A 25088-nucleotide genomic window follows, 5' to 3' on the forward strand; every position below is an offset into this window, starting at 1 on the left:
CGCTACGACAAGCGCGGCTACGTCTACCTCGGCACCGCAACCGCCGCAGCCCTCACCATCTGGCTCCGAACATGATCGGCAGGACAAGTCCTAGCTGACGAGGGGCATGCCGCCCCATGTGCTGTCCGGCCACATGGAGACGGAGTCACTCAAGTGACCGGCTCCGTCACCGGCGTAGAGGTGAAGGCTTCCGTCAGGCCACACGGCCGCAAGATCTGTCCTGCCGTCGCCCGAGAAGTCACCGGCTACGAGGTGTTCCACGGAGAGCCACGTATTGCCTCCGATCATCTGGGAGCCGGCAGACAGACTGCCGTGGTCGTTGCCGAAGTAGAGATGGAGAGACCCGTCACTCCACTCGGCCAGAAGGTCGGCGAAAGTGTCGCCGTTGTAGTCGCCTGCGGCCAGAAGTTTCATGTCGCCCCACTCGTTACCGGGCCACATGGATGCGGCGCCATTGAGGCCTCCTGTCCCACTGTTGGTGTACAGGTGCAGGCTGCCGTCACCCCAGATGGCCACCAGGTCCGTCTTGCCGTCTCCGTTGAAATCACCGGCGGTCAGCTGCTTGGCGGTTCCCCACGTGTTGCCCCCGGTCAGCTGCGTGACATTGGAGGCGTCCAGACCACCCTGTCCGTCGCCGGGGTAGAGGTGGAGGCTGCCGTCATACCACTCGCCCGCCAGGTCCGCGTTGCCGTCCCCGTTGAAGTCGCCGGTAGTCATGAGCTTCACCGCGTCCCACGTCTTGTCCCATATCTGGTGGCCCGGAACGAGGCGGCCCCCGGAGTCACCGGCGTACAGGTACAGACTCCCATCGCCCCTCTCGGCGACGATGTCGGGCCGGGCATCGCTGTTGAAGTCGCTCCGGCTGGTGGGCAGATAGGGCGAACCCTCGATGGACTGGGCGGTGGAGGTCCAGCCGCGCCGGCTGAGGTCGCTCGGAGCTCCAAGAGATATCAGGTCCCCGTTCGGGTTCTGGCCGGGGAACTCGGCCAGCCGGCCGTCCCAGCCGACAGCGAGCAGGTCGGGAAGGCCATCGGCGTCCAGATCACCGTCGCTGGTGAGCGCGGGATAGGAGAGTGGTGCCAGGCGGCTTCCGATCTGTTTGCGTGTATCGCCGTCACCGACTCCGGTGGGGTCTCCGGCACGGTTGGGGTAGACGTACATGGCACCGCTGGTCTTGTCGCGGGCCCAGAGGTCCGGTAGGCCGTCATTCGTGACATCACCGGGAGCGACCGCTGTCATCGCGTTCCAGCCACCGGGCCCGAGCAGGCGAGGAGAGAGAAGTCGTCCGCCGCCGTTGCCGGGGAACAGCCAGAGTCTGTCGCCCTCAACAGTGATCAAGTCATTGTGATGGGCGCTGTCGCCGTCGACATCGCCGGCGGCGATGATCTGGCCGGCCTGCGACCAGTCCGCCGCATAGCCGGAGCAGTCGGTGACCGCGGGGTCGCATGGCGGTCTGCTGACCGTTGTCGCCTCCGCCTTGATGAAGTTGCCCGGGCCGGGGTTGAGATAGATGTACAGCTTGCCGTTCTTGAGAACGAACAGGTCGTCCACACGTGCCGAGCCGTGCATGGCGCCGCGATGGGCGAGGATCGCGCCCTTCCACGTCTTGTCGGCTGTCGGCGCCTGTGACGTTGCGACGGGGACGCTCAACGCGGGGTCCGTTCCCACCGTGTAGAACCGGATTTGACCGTCCTTGCCGACGACGGCAGTGTCGGGGATGCCGTCACCGGTGAGGTCACCCGGAACGGCGTGGGCCGTCAGGTTGTCAGGGACGTAGAAGGCGTACTCGAACGACTGCGAGTGATTGCCGGCCTTGTCCACGGCGCTCACGACGAGGAAGTTGGTACCCCAATGGTCTGGTGCCACCTTGATGTTCGCCGAGCCGTTCGCAGCCGCGACGGTGCTGGCGCCGCCAACGGGAAGCGGCTTGTTGAGGGCGTACTCGAAGTGGTCGACACCGCTGTTGCCGTCAGTCGCCGTAACGGTGAAGTTCCCTTGGAACCCGTCGCCCATGACGTGAGTAGGGGCGGTCGTCGAGCCGGCGAGCGGGTAGTCGTCCGACGAGACACCGGGCTGGCTCGGCGGGGTTCGGTCGATCTGGAAGTGACATGCAGGGGTGGGGGCAGATCGGTTGATGCCGTCATCGGTACGCACGTTCCAGCTGTACGTGTGCCCATCCTCCAGCGCGCCCACCGCCTTGTCGACGGTCGTATTGCCGGAGACCCAGGGCGTGCTGGAGTTCGCATCGCCGGCCGAGATGATCCAGGCGTCGCTCGCGTAGTCCCACAAGGCAAACTGGCCACGCACCTGCTGGCCTGTGTCTGGATCGGAGATGGCGGCTCGCAGGTGGATGCCGTCACTGGCGACGTTGGTCGAGCCGATCCAGCCAAAGGGCGCGTTCACGCCGCAATCCGGCGTCGCCGGCGACTGGGTCGCGGGGACAGTGGCAGGCGCGCTCGGCACCTGCGGAGTGGAGTTGTACTGAACCGTCAGGCTCGGGTTCGTCGAGAACCGCTTGAACGCGTTTTTGTCCCCTTCATTCGCCGCGAAGACTCCCACCGAGAGACTGCTGCCGGCGTTCGACACCGCGGAAGTGATGTCGGCGACCGCGGGCTGGGAACCGGGACAGTCGTTGTTGCGCGTACCTGTGACGGACGCGCTCCCGATCCGCTCGTGAGTCGCCGGCGCGGTGTTCCAGGAGATTCCGGCGTTGAACGAGTCGGCGCGGTAGACGTTGACCCCGTACTTCTCACAGCCGCCTGACGCCGAGTAGGTCTCCAGCATGTTCAGTGTGGCCGAACTGATGGTCTTGCCCGAGTAGAAGGACGTGTCGAACTTGTAGAAGACACGCTCGATGCCGGTGGTTGATTGCCAGCCCTGGTAACCGACTCCGGGGTCGTCCCACTTGGCGGTGTCCCACGGCTCGGATTTGTGAGCCTCCCAGACACCACCCCAGGTTGCGTTGCCGGTGTTGCGTGGTATCCAGTTCGGGTCGATGTAGACGGGGAAGTGTGTGTCCGGCGCCGTCAGGAGCTTTTGATCGGGCGTCAGCGTGATTCCACCCTGCCCTGTGGTGGTCCGCAGTTCCGCCTGCTTGGCACCTTCCGGCGGGCCGGAAACCGCCTTGTCGGCGACGTTGCCCGGAGCCGGGTCCTGCATGAACAGCGCCCGTGACCTGGCCGGGGCGAGAACAGACGTGCCCGAGTCCCACATGACCGGGGTGGGCGCGGAGAAGACCGTCCTTCCCGAGCTGTCCTTGGCGTCGAGGGCGCCGGTGCTGTCGTTCGTCACGGTGAGACCGCTTGTCGTGGTGCTGAGCCGTACCACGGCGAGCTTGGGATCGCGCGCCGCCTGAGCGGTCTTGACGATGAGTACCTGAGTGAAGCCGCCCTGGTCCTGCGCGGTGACACGGAGGTCGACATCCGGAAGGACATCGGCATACAGCGCGCTGGCGCCGGACAAGTGCGGAGCGGGAAGAGGGTCGGGCCAGGTGAGGGCCAGTTCCTTCCCCTCAGGAGAAGTCATTTTGGCGAGGGGGCCGGTGCCCCCCGGGGAGAAGACGAGAGCGGTGGGGGTCGCGACGGTTGCGATGGTCCCTTCCGCGTTCCGCTGCAGGGTGGGGTCGATCGGGACCCAGGTCCCCCTTTTGTCGACCCGCACCGGGTCAAGGCTCTGGGTCTGGGTGAAGCTGCCATCAGGATTGGCGGTGAGGGTGGTGGTCGGCGTCGTCGCCGCGCTCACCGGGACGGCGATGTGCGCCGTCCTGGCCCTGGCCGAGGCCGAGATCGCTTCCGCTTGGACGGGGGACGACGGCGTGTCTGCCGAGCCAACCCCACTTGCCCGGAGGGACGCCGGCGGCCTGTCGTAGGCCAACGCGGTGCCTGGGTCGACGCCAAGCGGAACGAGCCCCGCACCCAGGCCCAAGCCCAAAAGTGAGGCCATGCCTCGTCTTCTATATCGGCTCTGTGTCTTCATGATGCTCCCAGACCACCCCTAAATCAACGATTTGCGTCGCGTAGCTGCGTGCTTTCCGGAGCATATCCGGCATGAAAGCAAGCGTTATCGAGGGGCGTCATCGAAGGCGATTCCGTTCGGCCTGCCGCTGTTTTCGTGCGTCAGATATGGCCAGTTAAAACGCAGATGCCCCTAAATCATACCTATGCGGTCAATCGGGCGCTCGTCTGTGAAGGCACTGTGCCCATTCTGTGCACTCTGTCGCCTTGTGTGTGCAGTTGCGCTCATTGCATTACCATTCTTTGGCCTATTATTTTCTGATCCCTTATCCCCACTTGGGGGTGCGAATAGGAACCCGCTGGTAATTTTCCCATCTCTTTTGTTTCCAGGGGTGGGGCTTTAGTGAAGAGCAATAGCGGAGGTTTCTCGCCGATTTTTGGCTGGATTCGACAGGCTTGCGCACGGCGTAATGCGGTCGTTCTGGCGACCTGTCTGGCGTTGATGGTCACCGCACTGGCGGGGGCGCCTGTCTTCGCCGACGGCCATAAACTGCCGAAACTGTGGTCACCTCGGCCGCTCGACAAAAAGCAGTCCGTATCCGGACATGACGGTGTATCAGCAGCGCCGTCCGTGGGATCGGCGGCGGCCGCCCCCGTGCGGTCTGCGCCCGCGCCGACGGGGGCGGCTCCCGTGGCCTGGCCCAAGGCCACCCGCACACTGGCGAATCCGGCGGGAGGCGCCCCTGGATCCGCCCGGTCCCTCATGCCCAGCACTGCTCCGTCCGTGGAGCCCGGACCCGCTCCTGTCCTGGGGACACCTGTCTGGCTGGGCCGCCCCGGATCCCTCACCAAGAACCGCCCGGCCGACGCCTCCGGTCGGACACCGGACGAGGTGGCCGTCTCCGTCGCGGGTCGCGACGAGGCGCAGCAGGCAGGGATCAACGGGGTCCTGGTGTCGCTCAGTGACACCGCGACGAACAAAGGGGACGGCAAGGTATCGGTAGGCCTGGAGTATTCCGGCTTCGCCAACGCCTATGGGGGTGACTACGCCTCTCGGCTCCAGCTGGTCCAGCTGCCGGCATGTGCACTGACCCAACCCGCGGCGGCCCAGTGCCGCACCGCCACGCCGCTGCCCTTCCACAACGACTATGCGCATCATCGACTGGTCGCCGACGTGACGCTTCCTGTCGCGGACGCAGCGCCCAAGACGGCTTCGCCGTCGGTGGCTCGGTTGAACAGTGCCTCCACCACGTCGCGTGCCGCCTCGGCCGCCGCGCAGCCCATGGTCCTGGCGGCCGCGCCGGCGCCGGGCGGCGCCGGGGGCACATATACCGCCACCGCCCTTGCACCGTCGGGCAGTTGGAGTGCCGGTACTTCGACGGGGGACTTCAACTGGACGTATCCGATCAGCGTCCCGCCGCCGTTGGGCGGCTCCGCCCCCGGCGTCTCGCTCTCCTACGATTCGGCGAGTCTCGATGGCAGGACGTCGGCCACCAACAACCAGGCGTCCTGGATCGGTGACGGTTGGGACTACGATCCCGGGTTCATCGAGCGCTCGTACAAGCCCTGCTCGAAGGACGGCCAGCCCGACACTGTGGGCGACAATTGCTGGTCGGGCGAGGACATGACCATGTCGCTGGGCGGCCGGTCGGTGAAGCTCGTCAAGGACGACGCCACCGGCACCTGGCGCGAGAACGGCGACGACGGCTCGAAGGTCGAACACCTCACAGGGGCGGCGAACGGTGCTCAGAACGGTGAGTACTGGAGGATCACCGCGACCAACGGTGAGCAGTACTACTTCGGACTGAACCATGCACCGGGCAGCTCCACCACCCCCGCAACCAATTCCGCCTGGACCGCTCCGGTCTTCGGCAACAACGCCGGCGAACCGTGCCACGGGTCGACCTTCGACACGTCCTGGTGCCAGCAGGCCTGGCGTTGGGGGCTCGACTTCGTCGTGGACGCCAACCAGAACGTCACCACGTACGCGTACAACACGGAGTCCAATTACTACGCCAGGGGCACGACCGACAGCCTGACGCCGTACGTACGGGGCGGTTACCTGACCGCCATCACGTACGGACAGCGGCTGTCGGATGTCGTCGCCGGTACGAAGGCGGCCGCTCAGGTTGTGTTCACCACCGGCGAGCGCTGCCTCCCGGATACGAAATTCACCTGCGCCTCGAACCTTTTGAACGCGACCAACGCGGGTCACTGGCCGGATGTTCCGTTCGATCAGAACTGTCCCGCCACCGGCACGTGCACGAACCACGCTCCGTCGTTCTGGAGCACCAAGCGTCTGACCACCATCACCACGCAGGTTCTCGTAGGTAACTCGTACTCCACCGTCGACACCTATGCGCTCACCCACCAGTTCCCGGCGCCGGGAGACACCGGCAAGCCGGCGCTGTGGCTCGCTTCGGTTACCCGTACGGGGCACGACGGTGGCACGGAGACCACTCCAGCGGTCACCTTCATGGGGCAGCGGATGGCCAACAGGGTCGGGGCGGCGGACAATCTTCCGCCGATCTTCCGGCTGCGGATCAATGCGATCAACACGGAGTCGGGCGGCCAGATCGACGTCGTCTACAAGGACCCGGAGTGCGTCAAGGGCACCACCATGCCCGCATCACCCGACAGCAACAGCATGGCTTGCTACCCCGTCTACTGGACCCCTCAAGGCGCGAGCGACCCCGTACTCGACTGGTTCCACAAATATCTGGTCCAGCAAGTCACCGAGGTCGACGAGACCGGGATCGGCGCGGCCGCCAAAACTACGTCGTACGACTACGTCGGTGGTGCCGCCTGGCACCATGACGACGAGGAACTCGCCGACCCCAAGAACCGTACGTGGGGCCAGTTCCGCGGCTACGGCGAAGTCATCACCCGCACAGGTGCCGCTCCCCAGACACTCACGCAGGCGTCCACGCTGTACATGCGGGGCATGAACGGCGACGTGAAGGCCGATGGCTCCAAGCGCTCCGTCACCGTGACCGACTCATCAGGCGGGAAGCTCGACGACAACGACCAGCTGGCGGGGTTCGCTCGTGAGAGCCGCACGTACGACACCAACGGCGGCGCACTGCAGTCGGCGACGTTGAACGACCCGTGGTCCGGTCGCGTCACCGCCACCCACAAGCGCACCGGGCTGCCCGACCTGACCGCCCGTCTGGGCGGAATCGGCTCCGTGCGCCAGCGTGCGCTGCTGGCGGACGGCTCCTGGCGCGCCACCGAGACCGATAGCACCTATGACTCCGATGGCTTGGTCGTCTCCGTCGACGACAAGGGCGACGGCACCGCCGCCACCCCCGAGACGTGCACCACGACCAGTTACGCCCAGAACGCCGCGGCGAACATGCTGGCGTTCCCCGCCGAGGCCATCAAGATCTCGGCGGCGTGCGGCACCACCCCGGACGCGTCCAACACCCTCGCCGACACCCGAAACATCTACGACGGCAAGGGCTTCGGCACGCTTGGTGCCACCGGAGACATATCCGAGACCCAGGCTCTGGACCACTACGACTCCTCGGGCGTTGCACAGCTCAAGACCATCGGCACCACGACATACGACGATTACGGACGTACCACCAGCGTGACCAACGCGGTTGGGGCCACCACGTCCTCCGCCTTCACTCCCACCACCGGAGCGCTGCCGACGTCGATCACCAGTACTCAGCCGGCCGTCGCCCCCGCCACCACCGGGTGGAAGAGCACGACCACCTATGACCCGATGCGCTCCGTTCCGCTGACCACGACGGACCCCAACGGGCGCATCACCGACGTCACGTACGACCCGCTGGGACGAATCTCCGCCGTGTGGCTGCCGGGCCGGGCCAAGGCGAACAAGTCGCCCAACACCAAGTTCGCCTACGCTCTCAACAACACGACCCCCAGCGTGGTGACAACGGAGACGCTGCGCGAAGACGAGTCCTACGGCATCGACTACAAGCTCTACGACGGGCTCCTGCGCCTGCGCCAGGAACAGCAGAACAGCGGTGACGGTGGCTCGGGGCGTCTGATTTCGGACACCTACTACGACAGCCACGGCTGGACGGTGAAGTCCAACGCCGACTACTACAACACGGCCGACCCCTCCACCACGCTCTACGTCGTCAATGACGACCAGGTGCCCTCGCAGACCGGCACCTACTTCGACGGAATGGGCCGGCCCGTCGCCCAGGCGCTCTCCAGCTACGCCGTTGAACAGTGGCGGAGCACAACCGCCTACCCCGGGGCAGACCGGGTCGACGTCACGCCGCCTCCCGGTGCGTCGGCGACGAGCACCGTCAAGGACGCCCTCGGCCGTACCACCGGACTGCTCCAGTTCCATGGCCCCACTCCCTCCGGATCCGCTGACACCACTCACTACCACTACAACTCCGCGGGCCAGCAGGATCGGGTGACGGACAGCGCGGGCAACACGTGGAGCACCAGCTACGATTTGCGGGGCCGCAAGGCTTCCTCCACGGACCCGGACACCGGAACCACGAAGTACACGTACGACGACCTGGACCAGGTCACGTCCACCACGGACGCCCGCGGCAAGACGCTGGCCTACACCTACGACGCGCTTGGCAGGAAGACCGCCGAGTACTCAGGGTCGGCCTCCGGAACCAAGCTCGCGTCCTGGACGTACGACAGCCTGGCGAAGGGCTACCCGACCTCGTCCTCCAGGTTCGTCGGCGGCAACGCGTACACGACGTCGGTGACCGGCTACGACACCGGCTACCGGCCCACGGGATCGTCGGTCACGATTCCCGCCTCCGAGGGAAAACTGGCGGGTACGTACAAGACGGGCATGGTGTACACGCCGAACGTGGGGCTGCTCGATTCCACGACGATGCCCGCTGCGGGCGGGCTGACCGCCGAGACCGTGTACTACGCGTACAACATCGCCGGACAGCTCCTCCTGGCCAGCGGTGACGCCGACTACCTCAGCGGCATGAACTACACGCCGTTCGGTGAGGTCCAGCGGAGCACCACCGGTGACGTCCCCAACCAGGTGGTGCAGACCAACAGTTACGACGCGGCCACCGGCCGTGTCGTGAAGTCGACCTTGGACAAGGAGACCAACACCGTCTCGTCGGCCGACGTCATCAAGTACACATACACGCCGGCCGGAGCCGTCACATCCGTCTCCGACGTCCAGGACACGGGCCAGACCGACACGCAGTGCTTCACTTACGACTACCTCGACCGGCTCACCGAAGCCTGGACCGACAAGGGCGGAACCAGCACGGAGCCGGCCCCGAAGGCCGCGGGCATCGGCGGCTGCACCAACACCCGGCCCAGTGCCGCGAACCTGGGTGGCCCGAGCCCGTACTGGCAGTCCTTCGGCTACGACCTGACCGGCAACCGCACCAGCGAGATCGACCATGACGTAACAGGCAACACGGACAAGGACGCCACCCACACCGAGGTCTATCCGGCCGCCGGCCGGGCGCACCCGCACGCCGTCCAGTCCATGACCACCACCAGCAAGGCAGCCGGGACGAGCACGGACACCTTCGCCTACGACGAATCGGGCAACACAACCGCCCACACAACCGGTGCCGGTACCCAGAACTTCACCTGGACCGACGAAGGCACGCTCGACACCATCACCAAGACACAGCAGGGCGACGGTACCGACTTCGTCTACGACGCCGACGGCAACCAACTCCTGCGCCACGACGCCGACACGGCGACCCTGTATCTGCCGGGCACCGAGGTCGTGCTCAACAAGGCGGCCAATACCACAACCGCCACCCGCTATTACGGCGCACCCGGCAGCCTGACCGTCGCCCGCAGCACCGACGGTCGCCTGACCTACCTGGCTTCCGACCCCAACGGAACCGACACCGTGGCGATCGACTCCGCCACCCTGGCCGTCCAGCGTCGCCCGATGACTCCCTTCGGCCAGAGCAGGAGCGGCGCCCCGGCGCCAACGAAGTGGCCAGGCGACAAGGGTTTCGTCGGCGGCACCATGGACACCGAAACAGGCCTCACCAATCTCGGGGCCCGAGAATACGACCCGAGCTTGGGCCGCTTCCTCTCCGTGGACCCCCTCTTCGACGCGTCCAACCCGCAGTCCATCAACGGCTACGCCTACTCAGGCAACACCCCGGTCACCAGCAGCGATCCGACCGGCCTCATGCAGATGTGCGGCGCGAGCGGAGCGGCCTGCTACCCAGACGAATGGAACAACGACGGCACGCCCAACACGGACGGCAACCGCAGCACCACGGCCGACAAGCCGAAGCCGCGCGCCAGCCACCCGAACCCGAAACCGAAACCGAAGAAGCACCACCACTTGTGGGAGAAGGCGATCGACTGGGCTGCGGACCACGTTGTGGAGATCGCGGTGACCGTGGTCGTCGTCTCCGTGGTCGTGGGATGCGTCGCCGCTACGGCAGGAGCCTGCGCCGGTGTACTGGTGGCGGCCGCTGAGGGATTCACGGCTGGCGCCGAATTCGGAGTGGCGACAGCGGTCGTAGGGGCCGCCGTCGGGGCGGGAGCCGAGGCCGTCTCGGTGCTGGGCGTCGGATCCGCCATCGTGGCCGGCGCTGCCAAGATGGCGAAGTCGGCAAGGAGCGAGGCGGGCAAGGCAGGAGCCGAGGGCGAGGCGGCGGCAGCCAAGGGGGAGGCCGGCGTGGCCGCCGGTAAGGGAGAGGCCCCTGCGCCGAAAGAGTGCGACAGCTTCCCGGCCCCGACGACGGTGCTCCTCGCCAGTGGCGCTGCCATTCCGATCAGTCAGGTCCAGGTCGGCGACACGGTCGAGGCGACGGATCCGCTGACCGACACGACAAAGGCCGAGAAGGTCACCGATGTCGTCGTCACTTTGACGGACAAGGACTTCACCGACACCACGGTCCGCACGGCAGACGGTGATCAGACGATCACTTCGACACAACATCACCCCTACTGGGATGCAAGCCGTGCACAATGGGTCGACGCGACAGACCTGAAGCCCGGCGAGCTTCTCCGTCAGCCCGACGGCGCGCTGATCACGGTCGTCAAGGTGCGGAGCTACCACCGTTCCGTCACCACGTACAACCTGACTGTTGACCACATCCACACGTACTATGTGCTGGCTGGGGCTACGCCGGTCCTCGTTCACAACTGCGGAGGCAGCACCGCAGGTCACTCGACTGCTTGCGCTTGCGCTACTGGGACTCAGCCCAGGCTGGCCAACGGCCAGATGGGTCCCAGTCTTAACCCGCGGCCGATGTCGGCTCCATCCACTCACGGAAACTCGCGCAACAGTACCGCGACGAACTACCTGTACGTTCTGGAGGACGCAAGTGGGGGTTACCTCAAGACGGGTATCACCCAAGACCCGGCAGGTCGGTATTCGGCGAGGGATATGGCCGCGATGGGCGCAGATCGCATGCGCGTTCTGACTAGCGGATCACGCTCGGATATGCTCGATCTTGAGAAGTGGATCGTGCAGCGTTGGGCTGGACCGTTCAATAAGGAATCGCATGCCGGCAAATTGGATCTAGGGTTGTGATGTCGGAAACTGATGGAAACGCGAACATGCCTCTCACCCCCCTGTCTCTGAAGTCAATCATCGGGGGAGGGCTTGAGGACAAGCGGTGGACCTCCGCACTCGACTCCTTGAGGGGGACGCCGTCAGGTATCGATACACTGTCTGATATTCCGTTCAACCTGACGGTTACCTTCCTCGTCCCAGGAGAAACGTACGGTCCGAAATTCTCCGGCGTCAGAGTCGGGTCATTCCTGGAGGGGTTTCGATCGCTGGTTGTTCAGGTAGCACTCCCAAGACATCCCGAGGGGGATGCGCGAGCAGAACTACTTGACCTTCTCGATGAGGCCATCACCAGGGCAGAGGGATGGGGAAAACGAAAGAAGCTGCTTTCTGGTCCGCTCGAGGCGGCCAGGAGGGTGGCGTCCAACCTGAGGGAAAATTCATTTTGATCGGAGAATAGTTCAGGGACGCGCCGCCGACGATGCCGTGAACATCAACTCCCTCGCGCAGCGAATTATGCAGTAGCAAATTGGAAGCCCCGCCAGGTGCGTCCTGGCGGGGCTTCTGCATGCTGTGACGGCAGTAGTCGACGGCAACGTCAGCGGACGACTGAGGCGCAGGGTGGCGGTTCGTCGCCGTCGGAGCGAGCCGTTTCGGTGGTCTCCCGGTCGACGAGCGCGGTGCTGAGGGCGTCGATGGCGTCGCGCTGGAGGCGGAGCCGGACGTGGGCGTAGACGGTGGCGGTGACGCCGATGTGGGCGTGGCCGAGTAGTTCCTTGATGACGACGAGTTCGACGCCCTGTTCCAGGAGCAGGGAGGCGGCGGAGTGCCGTAGGCCGTGAAGCGGATGCGACGGAGGCCGGCCTTGTGGAGGAGCGTGGTGAAGGCTCGGGTGAGGTTGGTCGGGTCGATCGCTCTGCCCTGCGCGGCGGCGAACACGTGCCCGCTGTCCTGCCACGTGGTGCCTGCGGCTTCCCGTTCGCGCTGCTGCCGCTCGTGGTGGTGCTTCAGCGAGTGGAGGCAGCGTGGTGAAGGGTGGTCGGGGTCGTGGGAGGGGTCCCTCATCGCCCGGCCACCGGAGGTGTACCAGGAACCCCCCGGGGGCCGCAAAGGCCAAGCGCTAGCGTCACCCGGTGAGCTTTGGCGGCCCCCGGAGAACCCTGGTACGGCGAAGCTGCCCGACCGACGAGGACCCTCCCGCTCAGGCCCCGATCTTGCCGGGGGCCCGGCCTGCATGCTCGGCGGCAAGCCGGTGATGGGTCACCGCTCCCGGCGAGTATCTGCCAAAGAGCCTCTGGTTGATTCGCCTGACCGGCGTACCGTGGCGCTGGAGGTGGTCAGCTGATGACTACGGAACTGGCGGACAACCTCGCTTCGTCCAGTCGGCCCTGGCGCAGGAGCAGCCAGCACATCCCGATCACGCCGGATCTCCCGGTGAGTGTGTCCCCGGCCCGGCGTGCGTCGGTGATCGCGCCGGCCAGCGCGGTGTAGGCGAGGTCGTACTGCCGTACCTGCGTCAGGTACCGCGCGGCCAGCTGCAATGCCTCGGCACCGCCAGGAGTGCCAGGCTGTGCTCCTCGCCGCTGTCGAAGTGGGCAACCGCGCTGTTCGCGTCCTGCAAGAGCGTGGGCAGCTGGGGTGCGACGCTCTTGTAGCTGTCGGAGTGGTAGAGGACCGCACCGTCGTGGACCGTGCGGTGGAAGCGGCGAAGGTTCGGCTCTACCTCCACGCTCTCACCGTCGGGGTCTGCGAGTCCCACTGGTGGGGTGAGGGCCACGCGAAGCTGGATTAGGTTGACGCGGTTCGGGTCCTCCGAGCGTCCTACCGGTTCAGGAGCGTACGGCGCAAGCAGCGTTGCTGTGGTCACGCTCAGCGCACGGGCGAGGGCGTGAAGGATTTCCATGCGGACCGTGCCGCCCTGCTCTACCTTGCGCGCTGTCCCCGGCGAGACGCCTGCGGCGTGGGCCAGTTCTTCCTGGCTCACCCCGGCCCGACGCCGGTACTTACAGCCGAACAACTCGCCTCCCAGACCGCCGACCTGATCGAACCGAGACTGTCCCGAGCGACGCCAGACGAATGCGCGGCATGGGGTGGCTGGCACTTCGCGCCGCGGCTGCCGCAGGCCGCAACAACCGGCCCCAGGAAGCCCGCCACTACCACCGCGTCGCGAACACGGCGGCATCCGCCGTGGGACGGGGAGTACACCGGCTCGTTCTTCCGGCACTAGACGACCTTCGGGCCGCTCACTGTCGGCATGAAGGGCGTGGAAGACGACATGATCGTGGGAGACGCTCGCGCGGTCGTCCGCAAATCCGGCGAGGACGCCATGTCACCCAAGGCGTGGAAGAGCGCAGGGCGGCCGAGCGGCGAAAACTGGAACCGCCATCGCCTGGACGTGGCCCGCGCGCACGTCCGGACCCAACGACCTGTCCGTGGCGACGGACGAGCTGACCGGAGTCCGCCGTGCATCCCCGGAGTGGCTGAGGCATCAGCGAATGGCCGCCGAGATCATGCAGGAGATCCTGAAGAAGCGCAAGCGAACCCTCACCGGAGAGATGCGCGACATGGCCTCCCACCTGACCGTGGTCGGATAGGTGCCACGCAACGCGATAGTTCCGACACCCACAGTCGCCAACTGGCATGTCTCGCGGATGGAGTGACGGACAGTAGGCCCCCACGGTCGCCGTATTCCATTCGGCGGCCCAGGTGGGGGTGCACGGTGAGCACATCTAGGACCGACGCGGACCGCATGCGCCGCAGAGATCACCACGACGCGGCAGCAGGCGTGACCGGTCCTCGCTTACTGCCATGGACCACTCAGGACGGGAACCCCTGCTATCTCAGCACCGATGGCAGGGGCTACCTCTCCTCGCTCGCCGACAGCATCGAAAGAGCGGCGTGTGCGGTTGGTGGGATCGAGGCGGATGCTGATCGGTGCGAGCCGGCTACTCAGAGCCATCCGCGGCGCTTGAAGACGAGGTACAAACCGGCGCATACGACGCCCATCAAGGCGATCGCGAAGGGGTATCCGAACGCCCAGCGCAGTTCCGGCATCTCCGTGAAGTTCATGCCGTAGATCGTTCCGACCAGCGTCGGGGCGAAGAGGATGGCTGCCCAGGCGGAGATTTTTTTGATCTCCTCGTTCTGTTCGAAGCCCGCTTCCGCCAACGCCCGCATCTCCGCGTTCTGTTGCTGGGTCACCAGGGTGGCGTTGACCGTCAGGATGTCGGCGAGCGCCTGGCGGAATCCGTCCACGCGTTCGCTGATGTGGGTCACGTGGTCCGCGACGTCGCGGAGGTAGCGCTGAAGTTCCTCGTCCGTGCCGTACTTCGCGAAGCCTGCCATCAGGCCGTGCAGCATGCCCACCAGGGGGCGGGTGGCGCGCTGGAACTCGACCATTTCCCGGGAGAGTTCGTAGATGCGGCGGGAGACCGCCGGGTCGCCGCGGAAGACCTCCGTCTCGATCTCGTCGATGTCGTTCTGTACGCCCGCGACCACCGGGGCATACCCGTCCACCACCGCGTCGAGGATGGCGTACAGCACCGCTTCCGGGCCCAGGGCCAGCAACTCGGGGTCCTCCTCCATGCGGCGGCGGACCGCGGAGAGGTCGGGGGCGGCGCCATGGCGGACCGTGATGAGGAAGTCCTGGCCGACGAAGACGTGGAGCTCACCGAAGTCGACCTCCTCCGGGGCGTCGAGATAGCGTGCCGCGCGCAGGACGACGAAGAGGGTGTCGCCATAGCGTTCCAGCTTCGGACGCTGGTGGGCTTCCAGTGCGTCCTCCACCGCGAGTTCATGGAGGTCGAACTCCGCTGCGAGGGAGCGGAGTTCGGCTCCGGATGGGCGTTGCAGTCCGATCCACGCCATGCCGTCCGGCGTCTCGCGCAGTTGGCGGAACGTCTCGGCGAGGGTGCCGGGCGAGGCGACGTGCCGCCCGCCCCGGTACAGCGCGGACTGCACGATGCTGCCGACCCGTCCGTCGGCCTGCCCGCCGCGCCGTCCGGTCTCGGCCGGTACGTCGCCAGGGGTGCGGGGCGTTTCCGGGGCTGCGTCCGCTCCTCCGCCGTCGGGGGCGCCAGTGGGAGGCGTGGCATCCGGGGAGGCCGTGGCCTCGGCCGGGGTTTGCCTGCGCCACGAGTGCTTCTTGGGCGGCCGCGCGGGGCGGGCGCGTCGTTCGGGCATGGCCACCTCACCTCCCGCTCCGCGACCGGCCCGACGCCGGCCGAACGTTCGCCTTTATACCCCCGGAGCAGGATATACGCCTCAAATGACGCGGGCCTGGGCGCAAGCCCGGGTGACGGGCCGGGGCCCAGCCAACGGGCTCGGGCCCACGCCCCGGCTGAGGCTCGGGTAGGAGTGCGGGCACGAGCCAGGCGTGGCCGCGTGCGGCGCCGCCGGCGTGCCCCCGCGCGCGACGCCCCGGTCGCAGCCTCCATACGGGCGCCGGACCGAGAGCGCGACCACGCAGCGACAAGGCTGGGCTTGCGGGCGTCGCCCCTGGCCTCCCGCATCCTGGATACGGTGCTGCCCCTGACCGCCCGCATCCTGGATACGGTGCTGCCCGTGGCCTCCAAGGCCGGCACCAGCGCCGCCCGGCGCTCCCACCCCGTTCTTGCACCCGACCGCGGCACTCTTGCCCGTCACTCCCTCTTGCGGCGCAGTGACGCGCTTTCGCTCAAGGGCGACGTCGCCCACCTGCTCTGGGGCAGGCGCAGAACGTCAAGCCGCCCTACTTCGCCCTCTGGTCGCGGCTCGCCGCCTTCGGGTCGGAAGCGCTCTCCGAGCTGATGGAGTGGCGCGAGCTGGTCCGGATCGTCAGCTGGGCAGGCCTCACCGCGCCGAGGTGGCCCGAGGAGGCGGCGTGGCTCGTCGCCGACATGACGTCGGCCACCTCGTACGACGTACAGTTCGGGGACTTCGCCGCTTGAGCGCCTCATGAGAGCCCGACTTGTTGTTGGCGGATGAGAGCGCGTCCGGCGGCCTGGGGCGGCCTCTGCCCGTGTGGAGACCTGAGAGCGCTTCCAGCGCACCGTCGCGTCCGCACCCCAAACCGCCCCACCCCCTGAGAGCGCTCCCAACCCAACCCAACCCTCCCCGCTAGAGCATCAGCGCGCGGCGGGCGCACAACGGCGGGGTCTGGCCGCCTCGGCTCTGCGGGGCGGGTGGCGCGAGCAGGGGGTCGATCGTCACCCGGGTGACGCCCAGGGGTGCCGAAAGCGCTCTCAACGCGGGTTCCGCGAGCCTGATCCAGCGCTGGTCGCAACCCAACACGGCGTTCAGTCGGTCCTGGCTGGTGAATCCGACCGCCGTGCGGACGCCGAACTCGTCGCGCAGGAAGCGCAGTTGATGTCCTCCGGCAGAGCCGAGCCGAACCGGCACATACAGCGGCCCTGCCGGGCGGCGTTCCTCGGGGTCGGCGTCCTCGATGGTGAGGCTGTCCATGATGTCCTCCGGTGCGGAAGTGCGGATGCCGTGCCGTACGCGTCGATGCGCCCGTACCTCTGAAGTTATGCCCCCGGCGCCGGCCCCGTGTCCCGCGATGGCACCGTATTGACCCCGCTGCCCTGGATTTTGACGCGTTCGTGGCGCAGGTCGGCGCGCGAGTGCCCGCCTGGGGAAGCCGTCCGTACGGGGCGGTGCCGCGCGGGGATTTCATCCCACCGGGTGTCGGCGTCGAGGGTCAGTCCGCGCGGCCGGTCGCCGCGACCGTCACGCCGAGCCCGATCATCGCGAAGCCCCCCGCCCCGCCGATCAGCGAGAGCCGGCGCTCGGAGCGGGCGAACCAGCCGCGGGCCGCCGCCGCTCCCAGACCCCACAGGGAGTCCGTGACCAGGCCGATGGTGATGGGGATCAGGCCGAGCAGCAGCATCTGGGACGCCAGGTGTCCGGCCGTGTGGTCCACGAACTGCGGCAGTACCGCGGCGAAGAAGACGATGCCCTTGGGGTTGGTGACACCCACCAGGACTCCGTCGGCGACGGTCCGCAGATCGCCGCGGGCCGGCCGCGTCGGTGCCGCGGCCTCGCTGACCGGCGCCGCCCCGAGCTGCATCTCCTTGCGGTGCCGGTACGCCTGCACCCCGAGAAGTACGAGGTAGGCGGCGCCCGCCAGCTTCACCGCCGTGAACACGGACGCGGAACGCTCCACCAGCGCGCCGACCCCGAACGCCACGGCGCACACCAGCACATACGAGCCGAGCACATTGCCGAGCACCGTCGCGAGGGCGGTGCGACGGCCATGCGCGAGGGCCCGGCCGATCACGAACAGCACGCTCGGCCCCGGGATCGCGATCACCAGCAGGGACATCGCGGCGAAGGCGAGACAACGATCGGTCGACACCATGGATGGCATTCAACCGCACGCGCGTGCGGGTGCCCAGGGTGCGGGCGCACGCACGGGGGATGCGGGCAGCCTTGCACTGTTGCCCAGGACGGTCACGCGGAAGCGGCTTGCCCGCCGGGCGCACCGGACCCCGGACCCTCACCCGGGTGGCCCCCCGGACCCCTGGGCCGTCTCGCGGAGCCGCACCGCCCGCCGGGCGCCCCGGACCGATGTCCAGGACGGTCACGCTGAAGTGGCTCGCCCCCCCGGGCACCCCGGACCGACACCTGGGGCGGACCACCCGCCGGGCGCCCCCGGGCCGTCGCGCGCAAGCCACGCGTTCTCCCGGCGCCCGGCACCCGCTGGATACAGTCGCCGCATGGAACTGCGGCAGCTCAGCTACTTCGTCACCGTCGCCGAGGAACTGCACTTCGGTCGGGCCGCCGAACGGTTGCACATCGTCCAGTCGGCGGTCAGTCAGCAAGTGCGGCGCTTGGAGCGGCAGTTGGGGTGCGACCTGTTCGACAGGTCACCCCGGCACGTGCGGCTCACCCCGGCGGGGGAGCGCCTGCTGCCCGAGGCCCGTGAGGTGCTGGCCGCCGCCGAACGCGCAAGGGCGTCCGTCCGTGAACGGCCCACGCTGCGCCTCGGCACGAGCAACGGGCTCGGCGAGCACCTGGACCGGGTCCTCGGCGCATTCACTCAGCTCGCCCCGGACACACCGGTCGAGCTGGTATCGGCGCCGACGCACGACCGCCTCGCACAGGTCGCCGACGGCCGGCTCGACGCCGCGTTCGTGCGGTCCCCGGCGCCCGCGCCGGGTCTGCGGCTCGTGCCGCTGTGGGAGGACACCCTGGTCGTGGCGCTCCCCGCGGCCCACCCTCTGGCACGAAACGAGGAGATAGCGCTCTCAGACCTCGCCCCGCTTCCCCTGTGCATCACCGATCGCCGCAACAACCCCGCCCTGGTCGACCTGGTCGTGGGCGCCTGCCACGCCGCGGGCTTCGAGCCGAGACCGGGACCGGTCGGCGGCTCGCTCCAGAACGCTCTCGCGGCCATCGGGGTGGGTTCGTTGTGGACCGTGGTGTACGCGGCCCACGCACGCGCGCTGCACAGTCCCCGCGTCGCCTTCCGGCCGGTGCGTGCTCCCGGTCTGTCCCTGCCCACCGCTCTCGCGGTCGCCGCAGAGCGCGCCCCGGCCGCCGTGGAACTGCTCCTGAAAGCGTGTTCAACTGCCCTGACCAGCAGCGATCACGTTTTCTGATCGCTACGGTCGCGCTCTGCTCCTAGGTCGGGCGGCGCGGATCGGATGGACTGAGGTCACGCCGGTGAGCGGCCCGGAAACACCGGGAAGCCGCCGCTGATCCAAGGAGTCGGTCATGCCCATCGTCACCGTTCAGCAGGGTCCCCGCGACGTCGAGCTCAAGCGCGACCTGGTCAGGCGCATCACCGATGCGTTCGTCGACGCGTACAAGATTCCGGCGGAGACCGTCCAGGTGTGGATCCAGGAGGTCCCCAAGGACAGCTGGGGCGCGGCCGGCACGCTGACCGCCGACAAGTAGTCACCGTACCTGTCGGCGGGTCAGAGCCCCTGGGGCCGCCCGGCCGTGCAGGGGTCGCATGGGCGCGGCCACCTCGCGCGACGTGGCCGGCGCCCTGACCGCCGACCGGTAGTCGCCGTACGCACCGGTGGGTCAGGGCCCCCGTGTCCGCCTGTCCGTACGGGGGTCGCATGGGCGCGGTCCGTCGCGTGATACGGCCGGCACGCTGACCGCCGACCGATAGTCGCCGCGCCCCGCGCCCCCGGCGGTCAGAGCCCCCGGCGGTCAGAGCCCCCGGGCCCGCTCACCCGTGCAGGGGCTGGGCGGAGTGCGGTCCGCCGTGTGGCGGGAGCGCTTTCGGCGCGGCGGGCCGCCGTCCCCGAACCGGTGCCTGCCGTACGCCGCGAGGACGGTGAGCGGCACGGCGCACGCGGCAGCCACCCCGAACAGGCCCTGGAATGAGCCATGTTGGGCGGGGCCCGCGGCAAGTGACGTACCCAGGGCGCTGCCCAGATACAGGGCCACCCCGAACAGGGCGATCGCGCTTGCCCGGGCGTCCGGCACCACCAGCGTCGCCCACGCCTGCACCGTCGAGTGGAGGAACGCCCACCCGCCGCCGAGCAGCAGCGCGCTCATCCCCAGCGTCACCAGGGACAGGTGCGCCGCGGCGACGGCGTAGGCGAGCGTCACCTGGGCGCCGCCCGCCACGATCAGGGCGACCGGGCCGAGCCTCCCGGCAAGCCGCCGCACCATCTGGGCGCCGCCCATCGCCGCCACGCCGTACAGGGCGGTCACCGCACCCGCGGTCGTCGAAGACGCGCCGAGCGACTGCACTGCGGGCGGCAGACAGGTGAAGCAGCCGAGCAGCACGCCCCCTTCGAGCAGCGCCACCCCCATCACGTACCACTGCCGACGCGACCGTACGACGGTCCGCAGCGCGCCGCCGTCGCGACGGGCGACGACGGGTTCGGGCAGGTCGCGCAGTGCCAGTGCCAGCCAGCCGGCGAGCAGTCCCGGCAGTGCGAACACCAGGCGCCAGCCCGCCCAGTGGGCCAGCGCCCCGGCGACGACGGTCGCCAGCGTCGTGCCGAGCGCGAACGCCGTCATCAGGGAACTCAGCGCGCGCTGCCGCCCGGCGGGCGCGACCGTGTCGCCCACATACGTCAGGGAACCCGCGATGGCGGCTGCGAAGCAGGCACCGGTGAACCCGCGCGCCACAATGAGGGGGACCGCTCCGGGGGCCACCGCGGACGAGAGCGCTCCCAGCGCGGCGACCGCCAGTGACAGGCGCATCACCCGGACCCTCCCGAAGCGGTCGCTCGCCATGCCCCAGGCCGGCTGAGCGAGCCCGTACCCAAGGGTGTACGCGCTCGCGGCGAGCGCGACCGTGCGGAACGGCACACCCAGGTCGGTCCCGATGAGCACCAGCATCGGTGCGATGGAGAAACGGTCGAAGTTGCTGAGGAAACCGGCAGCGCCCAGCAGCCCCCTCGGGGGCGGTGAAATCGTCATGTCCCCAGCTCAGCAGGGTCTTCGAGGTCCATGTCCGCTCAACCGATTACCATCACTCACACCGTGACGCACTCACTCGACCCCCGAGCGGAACTCGGCGCGTTCCTCCGCTCGCGCCGCGAGCGTCTGACCCCGGCCGCGCTGGGACTGCCCGTCACGCCCCGCCGCCGCACCCCGGGGCTGCGCCGCGCGGAGGTCGCCGAATGCGCGGGCGTCAGCCCCTCTTGGTACGCATGGCTGGAGCAGGGGCGGGTGTCCACGTCGCAGCAGGTGCTGCGGAGCGTCGCCCGGGCCCTGCGGCTGGATCCGGCCGAGACCGCGCATGTGCTGTCCTTCGCCAAGGACGCGGCGGCGCCGCGCGCCGCGCCGGCCGGCTGGGTCTCGCCGCATCTGCGTTCCCTGGTCGACGCGCTGACGCCGCACCCGGCGATGGTCGTCGACCCGCACTGGGACCTGCTGGCATGGAACACCTCGTACGCCGCGCTCGTGACCGACCTCGCCCGGCTGCCGCCCAAGCGGCGCAACATGCTCTGGCTGGTGTTCTGCTGGCCGCCCTGCCGGACGCTGCTCGCGGACTGGGAGCCCGAAGCCCGGGCGCTGCTCGGCCAGTTCAGGGTCCGGGCCGCCCGGGCGCCGCACGATCCGCGGTACGCCGAGATCACCGAGGCGATCCGGCCGGACCCGTGCGCCGCACGCTGGCTGGAGGAGCGCGAGACCGCCGCCTTCCACCCGGCCGTGAAGCGCTTTCACCACCCGGTGGCGGGCGAGTTGCTGCTGCGTTCGGTCAAACTCGCCGCGGTCGACGAGCCCGGCCACCACCTCCTGACCTACCTCCCCGACGGCCCGAAGTCCGAGGCGGCCCTGCGCGCGCTGATCTGAGGCGCCCGCGGCCGGCGGCCCCGGGCAGGCCACTTCGTGGTTTCGGCCACCCGCGGGCGCCGGTAGGGACCAGAATTCGCACGCACACAGGCTGCGGATCTTGCGGACACAGGAGAGTGGAGCGATGCGGACACCGATGACGGTCTCGGACTTCCTCGACCGGGCAGAGCTGGGGTTCTCCTCCAGTACCGGCGTCGTCGACGAGCCGGACCAGCCGGGCCCGCCGGTGCCGGGGCTGACCTATGGACGGCTCGCCGAGCGGGTCCGCGCCTGGCAGGCGGGATTCGACGCGCTCGGCGTCGGCGAGGGCGAGCGGGTGGCGGTGGTCAGCCACAACTCGGCGCGCCTGCTGGAGCTTTTGTTCGCGGTGCCGATGAGCGGACGGATCTGCGTACCGGTCAACTTCCGTCTCAAACCGGAGGAGGTCGCGTACGTGGTGCGCCAGAGCGGCGCATCGGTGCTGCTCGTCGACCCCGAGGTGGACGAGGCGCTGTCCGGTGTCACGGCGCGCCACCGGTTCGTGCTGGGCGAGCGGACCGAGACCGGTCTGATGCGCTTCGGCGTGGAGCCGCGGCCGTGGTCGAACCCGGACGAGGACGCGACGGCCACCATCAACTACACCTCGGGAACCACCGCGCGCCCCAAGGGAGTTCAGCTCACCCACCGCAACATCTGGGTCAACGGCCTGACGTTCGGGCTGCACACCCGGGTGTGGGAGCGCGACGTCTACATGCACACCCTGCCCATGTTCCACTGCAACGGCTGGGGCATGCCGTATGTGATGGCCGGGCTCGGCGTCAAACAGGTCGTGCTGCGCAAGGTCGACGGCGCGGAGATCCTGCGCCGGGTGGACGAGCACGGGGTCACGCTGATGTGCGGGGCGCCCGCCGTGTGGAACGCGGTGCTGGACGCAGCGGCGTCGTGGGACGGCGAGATCCCGGGCCGCAACCGGGTGCGGATCGTCTGCGCAGGGGCCCCGCCGCCGAGCCGGATGATCCAGCGGATGGAGGAGGAGCTGGGCTGGGAGTTCCTGCAGATCTACGGGCTCACCGAGACGTCCCCGCTGCTCACCGTGAACCGGGCCCGTCCGGCCGACGAGGAACTGCCCGCGGGGGAGCGGGCGCGCAGGCTGTCCAGGGCCGGTGTGCCGGCGCTCGGCGTCAAGCTGAAGGTGTCCGGGGCGGGCGAGGTGCTTGCCCGCTCGAACGTCGTGCTCGACGGCTACTGGGAGAAGCCTCAGGAGAGCGCGACGGCCCTGCGGGACGGCTGGTTCCACACCGGCGACGGCGGCACGATCGACGCGAGCGACGGCTGTCTGACGATCTCGGACCGCAAGAAGGACGTGATCATCACCGGTGGCGAGAACGTGTCCTCGATCGAGGTGGAGGACACGATCTTCAGTCACCCGGCGGTCGCCGAGGTCGCCGTCATCGGTGTGCCGCACGAGAAGTGGGGCGAGACGATCAAGGCTCTGGTGGTGCTGGCGCAGGGCGCCGCGGCGACGGAGGCCGACATCATCGCGTACTGCAAGGAGCGGATGGCGCGTTACAAGGCACCCACCTCCGTCGAGTTCCGCGACGCCATCCCGCGGACCGCCACCGGCAAGATCCAGAAGTTCAAGCTGCGCGAGCCGTACTGGTCCGGACTCGACCGGGACATCAACTGACGCGGCGCGGCGGCGCCGCCTGAAGCCACCCCGGATCGATCTTCCCCGTGCCTGAGCCTATGCAGGTCACGGGGGATCGGGGCATGCTGAGGGTCACGGCTGGGGAAGTGAGGCGCACTGCGATGGTGACTGACTCGTACGCCCACGGGGTGAGCGCCACCGCCCTGCTCGGCGACACGATCGGCGGCAATCTGGACCGCGCGGTCCAGGCGTACGGGGAGCGCGAGGTGCTGGTCGACCTCGTGTCCGGACGGCGCTGGACGTATGCCCGCTTCGGCCGGGATGTCGAGCAGTTGGCGTGCGCCCTGCTCGCGGAGGGCGTCGCGCAGGGTGACCGGGTCGGCATCTGGGCGGTGAACTGCCCCGAGTGGGTGCTGGTCCAGTATGCGACCGCGCGGATCGGTGCGGTGCTGGTGAACATCAACCCGGCTTACCGCGTACACGAGTTGGCGTACGTGCTCAGGCAGGCCGGGGTGTCCGTCCTGTTCGCCTCGCTGTCCCACAAGTCGAGCGACTACCGGTCGATGGTGGAGCAGGTGAGCGGCGACTGCCCGGCGCTGCGCCGCACCGTCTTCATCGGCGACCGGGGGTGGGACGTCCTGATGGCTCGCGGCGCCGGGGCCGACCGCGCCGAACTCGCTTCCCGTGAGGCGCGGTTGTCCTGCGACGACCCGGTCAACATCCAGTACACCTCGGGCACGACGGGCTTCCCCAAGGGAGCCACCCTTTCCCACCACAACGTGCTCAACAACGGTTATTTCGTGGGGGAGTTGCTGGCTTACAGTGAGGCCGACCGGATCTGTGTGCCGGTGCCGTTCTACCACTGCTTCGGCATGGTGATGGCCAACCTCGCGGCCACCTCGCACGGCGCGTGCATCGTGATCCCCGCGCCGTCCTTCGACCCGGAGGCGACCCTGCGCGCCGTCGAGGCGGAGCGCTGCACCTCGCTGTACGGCGTGCCCACCATGTTCATCGCGGAGCTGAACCTGCCGGGCTTCGCCGCATACGACCTCTCCTCGCTGCGCACCGGGATCATGGCGGGCTCGCCGTGCCCCGCGGAGGTGATGAAGAAGGTGGTCGCCGAGATGCACATGGCCGAGGTGTCCATCTGCTACGGCATGACCGAGACCTCCCCGGTCTCCACGCAGACCCGCACCGACGACGACCTGGAGCGGCGTACCGGCACGGTCGGGCGGGTCATGCCGCACGTGGAGGTGAAGGTCGTCGACCCGGTGAGCGGAGTCACCCTCCCGCGGGGCGAGCCGGGCGAGCTGCGCACCCGCGGCTACAGCGTGATGCTGGGCTACTGGGACGAGCCGGAGCAGACCGCCGAGACCATCGACGCGGGGCGCTGGATGCACACCGGCGACCTCGCGGTGATGCGTGAGGACGGCTACGTCGAGATCGTCGGCCGTATCAAGGACATGATCATCCGGGGTGGCGAGAACGTGTACCCGCGCGAGATCGAGGAGTTCCTGTACGGGCACCCCAAGGTCGCGGACGTCCAGGTGGTGGGGGTTCCCGACGAGAGGTACGGCGAGGAGATCCTGGCCTGCGTCGTCCCGCGCGACCCCGCCGACCCGCCCACCCTGGACGAGGTGGACGCGTACTGCCGTGAGCAGCTGGCCCACTACAAGATCCCCCGCCATCTGCGCATTCTCGACGCCTTCCCGATGACCGTCAGCGGCAAGGTGCGCAAGGTGGAGCTCCGGGAGGGCTACGGGGCCTGACGCGCGGCCCGCGCGGG

Annotated in this window: 16 protein-coding genes and 3 pseudogenes; 10 read left to right on the plus strand and 9 right to left on the minus strand. The window is 68.4% G+C overall.

The window, feature by feature from the left end; translation table 11 throughout:
* Nucleotides 1-90: 90 nt before the first annotated feature.
* On the minus strand, nt 91-3741 hold the full coding sequence (locus tag ACGFW5_RS21265) for an FG-GAP-like repeat-containing protein (RefSeq protein WP_393835829.1): 3651 nt from the start codon (nt 3739-3741) through the stop codon (nt 91-93).
* A gap of 975 nt (nt 3742-4716) precedes the next feature.
* On the opposite strand from ACGFW5_RS21265, the gene ACGFW5_RS21270 reads away from it, so the two are divergent.
* Entirely contained in the window at nt 4717-11445 is a 6729-nt protein-coding gene (locus ACGFW5_RS21270) for an RHS repeat-associated core domain-containing protein (RefSeq protein ID WP_393835830.1), read from the plus strand.
* A gap of 26 nt (nt 11446-11471) precedes the next feature.
* The gene (locus tag ACGFW5_RS21275; RefSeq protein ID WP_393835831.1) at nt 11472-11873 is read left to right on the plus strand and encodes a hypothetical protein; all 402 of its coding nucleotides are present in this window, start codon (nt 11472-11474) and stop codon (nt 11871-11873) included.
* 149 nt (nt 11874-12022) lie between these two features.
* Here the strand turns inward: ACGFW5_RS21275 and ACGFW5_RS21280 are convergent.
* The 4 genes and pseudogenes from ACGFW5_RS21280 to ACGFW5_RS21295 all read right to left on the minus strand — a co-directional run.
* Nucleotides 12023-12450: pseudogene (locus ACGFW5_RS21280) on the minus strand (tyrosine-type recombinase/integrase); the annotation flags it as partial.
* 311 nt (nt 12451-12761) lie between these two features.
* On the minus strand, nt 12762-12965 hold the full coding sequence (locus ACGFW5_RS21285) for a hypothetical protein (protein ID WP_393835832.1): 204 nt from the start codon (nt 12963-12965) through the stop codon (nt 12762-12764).
* Entirely contained in the window at nt 12941-13153 is a 213-nt protein-coding gene (locus ACGFW5_RS21290) for a hypothetical protein (RefSeq protein ID WP_393835957.1), read from the minus strand. The genes ACGFW5_RS21285 and ACGFW5_RS21290 overlap by 25 nt, the downstream gene beginning before the upstream one ends.
* Before the next feature lie 174 nt (nt 13154-13327).
* Nucleotides 13328-13606, minus strand: a pseudogene (locus ACGFW5_RS21295) (helix-turn-helix domain-containing protein); the annotation flags it as partial.
* A gap of 250 nt (nt 13607-13856) precedes the next feature.
* Between ACGFW5_RS21295 and ACGFW5_RS21300 the strand changes: the two are divergent.
* A complete protein-coding gene (locus tag ACGFW5_RS21300; RefSeq protein ID WP_393835833.1) occupies nt 13857-14018 on the plus strand; it encodes a hypothetical protein in 162 nt (53 codons plus the stop codon).
* A 355-nt stretch (nt 14019-14373) separates the two neighbouring features.
* Here ACGFW5_RS21300 and ACGFW5_RS21305 read toward each other — a convergent pair whose 3' ends face one another.
* Nucleotides 14374-15606, minus strand: coding sequence for a magnesium and cobalt transport protein CorA (locus tag ACGFW5_RS21305; RefSeq protein WP_393835834.1), 1233 nt, complete (start codon nt 15604-15606; stop codon nt 14374-14376).
* 518 nt (nt 15607-16124) lie between these two features.
* Here ACGFW5_RS21305 and ACGFW5_RS21310 point away from each other — a divergent pair.
* Both ACGFW5_RS21310 and ACGFW5_RS21315 read left to right on the plus strand, forming a co-directional pair.
* A pseudogene (locus ACGFW5_RS21310) lies at nt 16125-16196 on the plus strand (hypothetical protein); the annotation flags it as partial.
* Between the two features lie 15 nt (nt 16197-16211).
* Nucleotides 16212-16352, plus strand: coding sequence for a hypothetical protein (locus ACGFW5_RS21315; RefSeq protein WP_393835835.1), 141 nt, complete (start codon nt 16212-16214; stop codon nt 16350-16352).
* 169 nt (nt 16353-16521) lie between these two features.
* On the opposite strand, the gene ACGFW5_RS21320 is transcribed toward ACGFW5_RS21315, so the two are convergent.
* Both ACGFW5_RS21320 and ACGFW5_RS21325 read right to left on the minus strand, forming a co-directional pair.
* A complete protein-coding gene (locus ACGFW5_RS21320; protein ID WP_393835836.1) occupies nt 16522-16866 on the minus strand; it encodes an SAV_915 family protein in 345 nt (114 codons plus the stop codon).
* A 238-nt stretch (nt 16867-17104) separates the two neighbouring features.
* Nucleotides 17105-17764, minus strand: coding sequence for a LysE family translocator (locus ACGFW5_RS21325; protein ID WP_393835837.1), 660 nt, complete (start codon nt 17762-17764; stop codon nt 17105-17107).
* Nucleotides 17765-18122: 358 nt separating this feature from the next.
* Here ACGFW5_RS21325 and ACGFW5_RS21330 point away from each other — a divergent pair, with 358 nt between their 5' ends.
* Nucleotides 18123-19007, plus strand: coding sequence for a LysR family transcriptional regulator (locus ACGFW5_RS21330; protein WP_393835838.1), 885 nt, complete (start codon nt 18123-18125; stop codon nt 19005-19007).
* A gap of 115 nt (nt 19008-19122) precedes the next feature.
* The gene (gene dmpI, locus ACGFW5_RS21335) at nt 19123-19305 is read left to right on the plus strand and encodes a 4-oxalocrotonate tautomerase DmpI (protein ID WP_393835839.1); all 183 of its coding nucleotides are present in this window, start codon (nt 19123-19125) and stop codon (nt 19303-19305) included.
* A gap of 264 nt (nt 19306-19569) precedes the next feature.
* On the opposite strand, the gene ACGFW5_RS21340 is transcribed toward dmpI, so the two are convergent.
* The gene (locus ACGFW5_RS21340; protein WP_393835840.1) at nt 19570-20796 is read right to left on the minus strand and encodes an MFS transporter; all 1227 of its coding nucleotides are present in this window, start codon (nt 20794-20796) and stop codon (nt 19570-19572) included.
* A 63-nt stretch (nt 20797-20859) separates the two neighbouring features.
* Here ACGFW5_RS21340 and ACGFW5_RS21345 point away from each other — a divergent pair, with 63 nt between their 5' ends.
* The 3 genes from ACGFW5_RS21345 to ACGFW5_RS21355 all read left to right on the plus strand — a co-directional run bounded on the left by ACGFW5_RS21345 (nt 20860) and on the right by ACGFW5_RS21355 (nt 25071).
* Nucleotides 20860-21675, plus strand: coding sequence for a helix-turn-helix domain-containing protein (locus ACGFW5_RS21345; protein WP_393835841.1), 816 nt, complete (start codon nt 20860-20862; stop codon nt 21673-21675).
* A 124-nt stretch (nt 21676-21799) separates the two neighbouring features.
* Entirely contained in the window at nt 21800-23341 is a 1542-nt protein-coding gene (locus ACGFW5_RS21350; protein WP_393835842.1) for an AMP-binding protein, read from the plus strand.
* 122 nt (nt 23342-23463) lie between these two features.
* Complete coding sequence (locus ACGFW5_RS21355; protein ID WP_393835843.1) at nt 23464-25071, plus strand: AMP-binding protein; 1608 nt, start codon at nt 23464-23466, stop codon at nt 25069-25071.
* Nucleotides 25072-25088: the final 17 nt, after the last annotated feature.

The organism is Streptomyces sp. NPDC048416 (genome assembly GCF_043200435.1).
Taxonomy (GTDB): Bacteria; Actinomycetota; Actinomycetes; order Streptomycetales; family Streptomycetaceae; genus Streptomyces.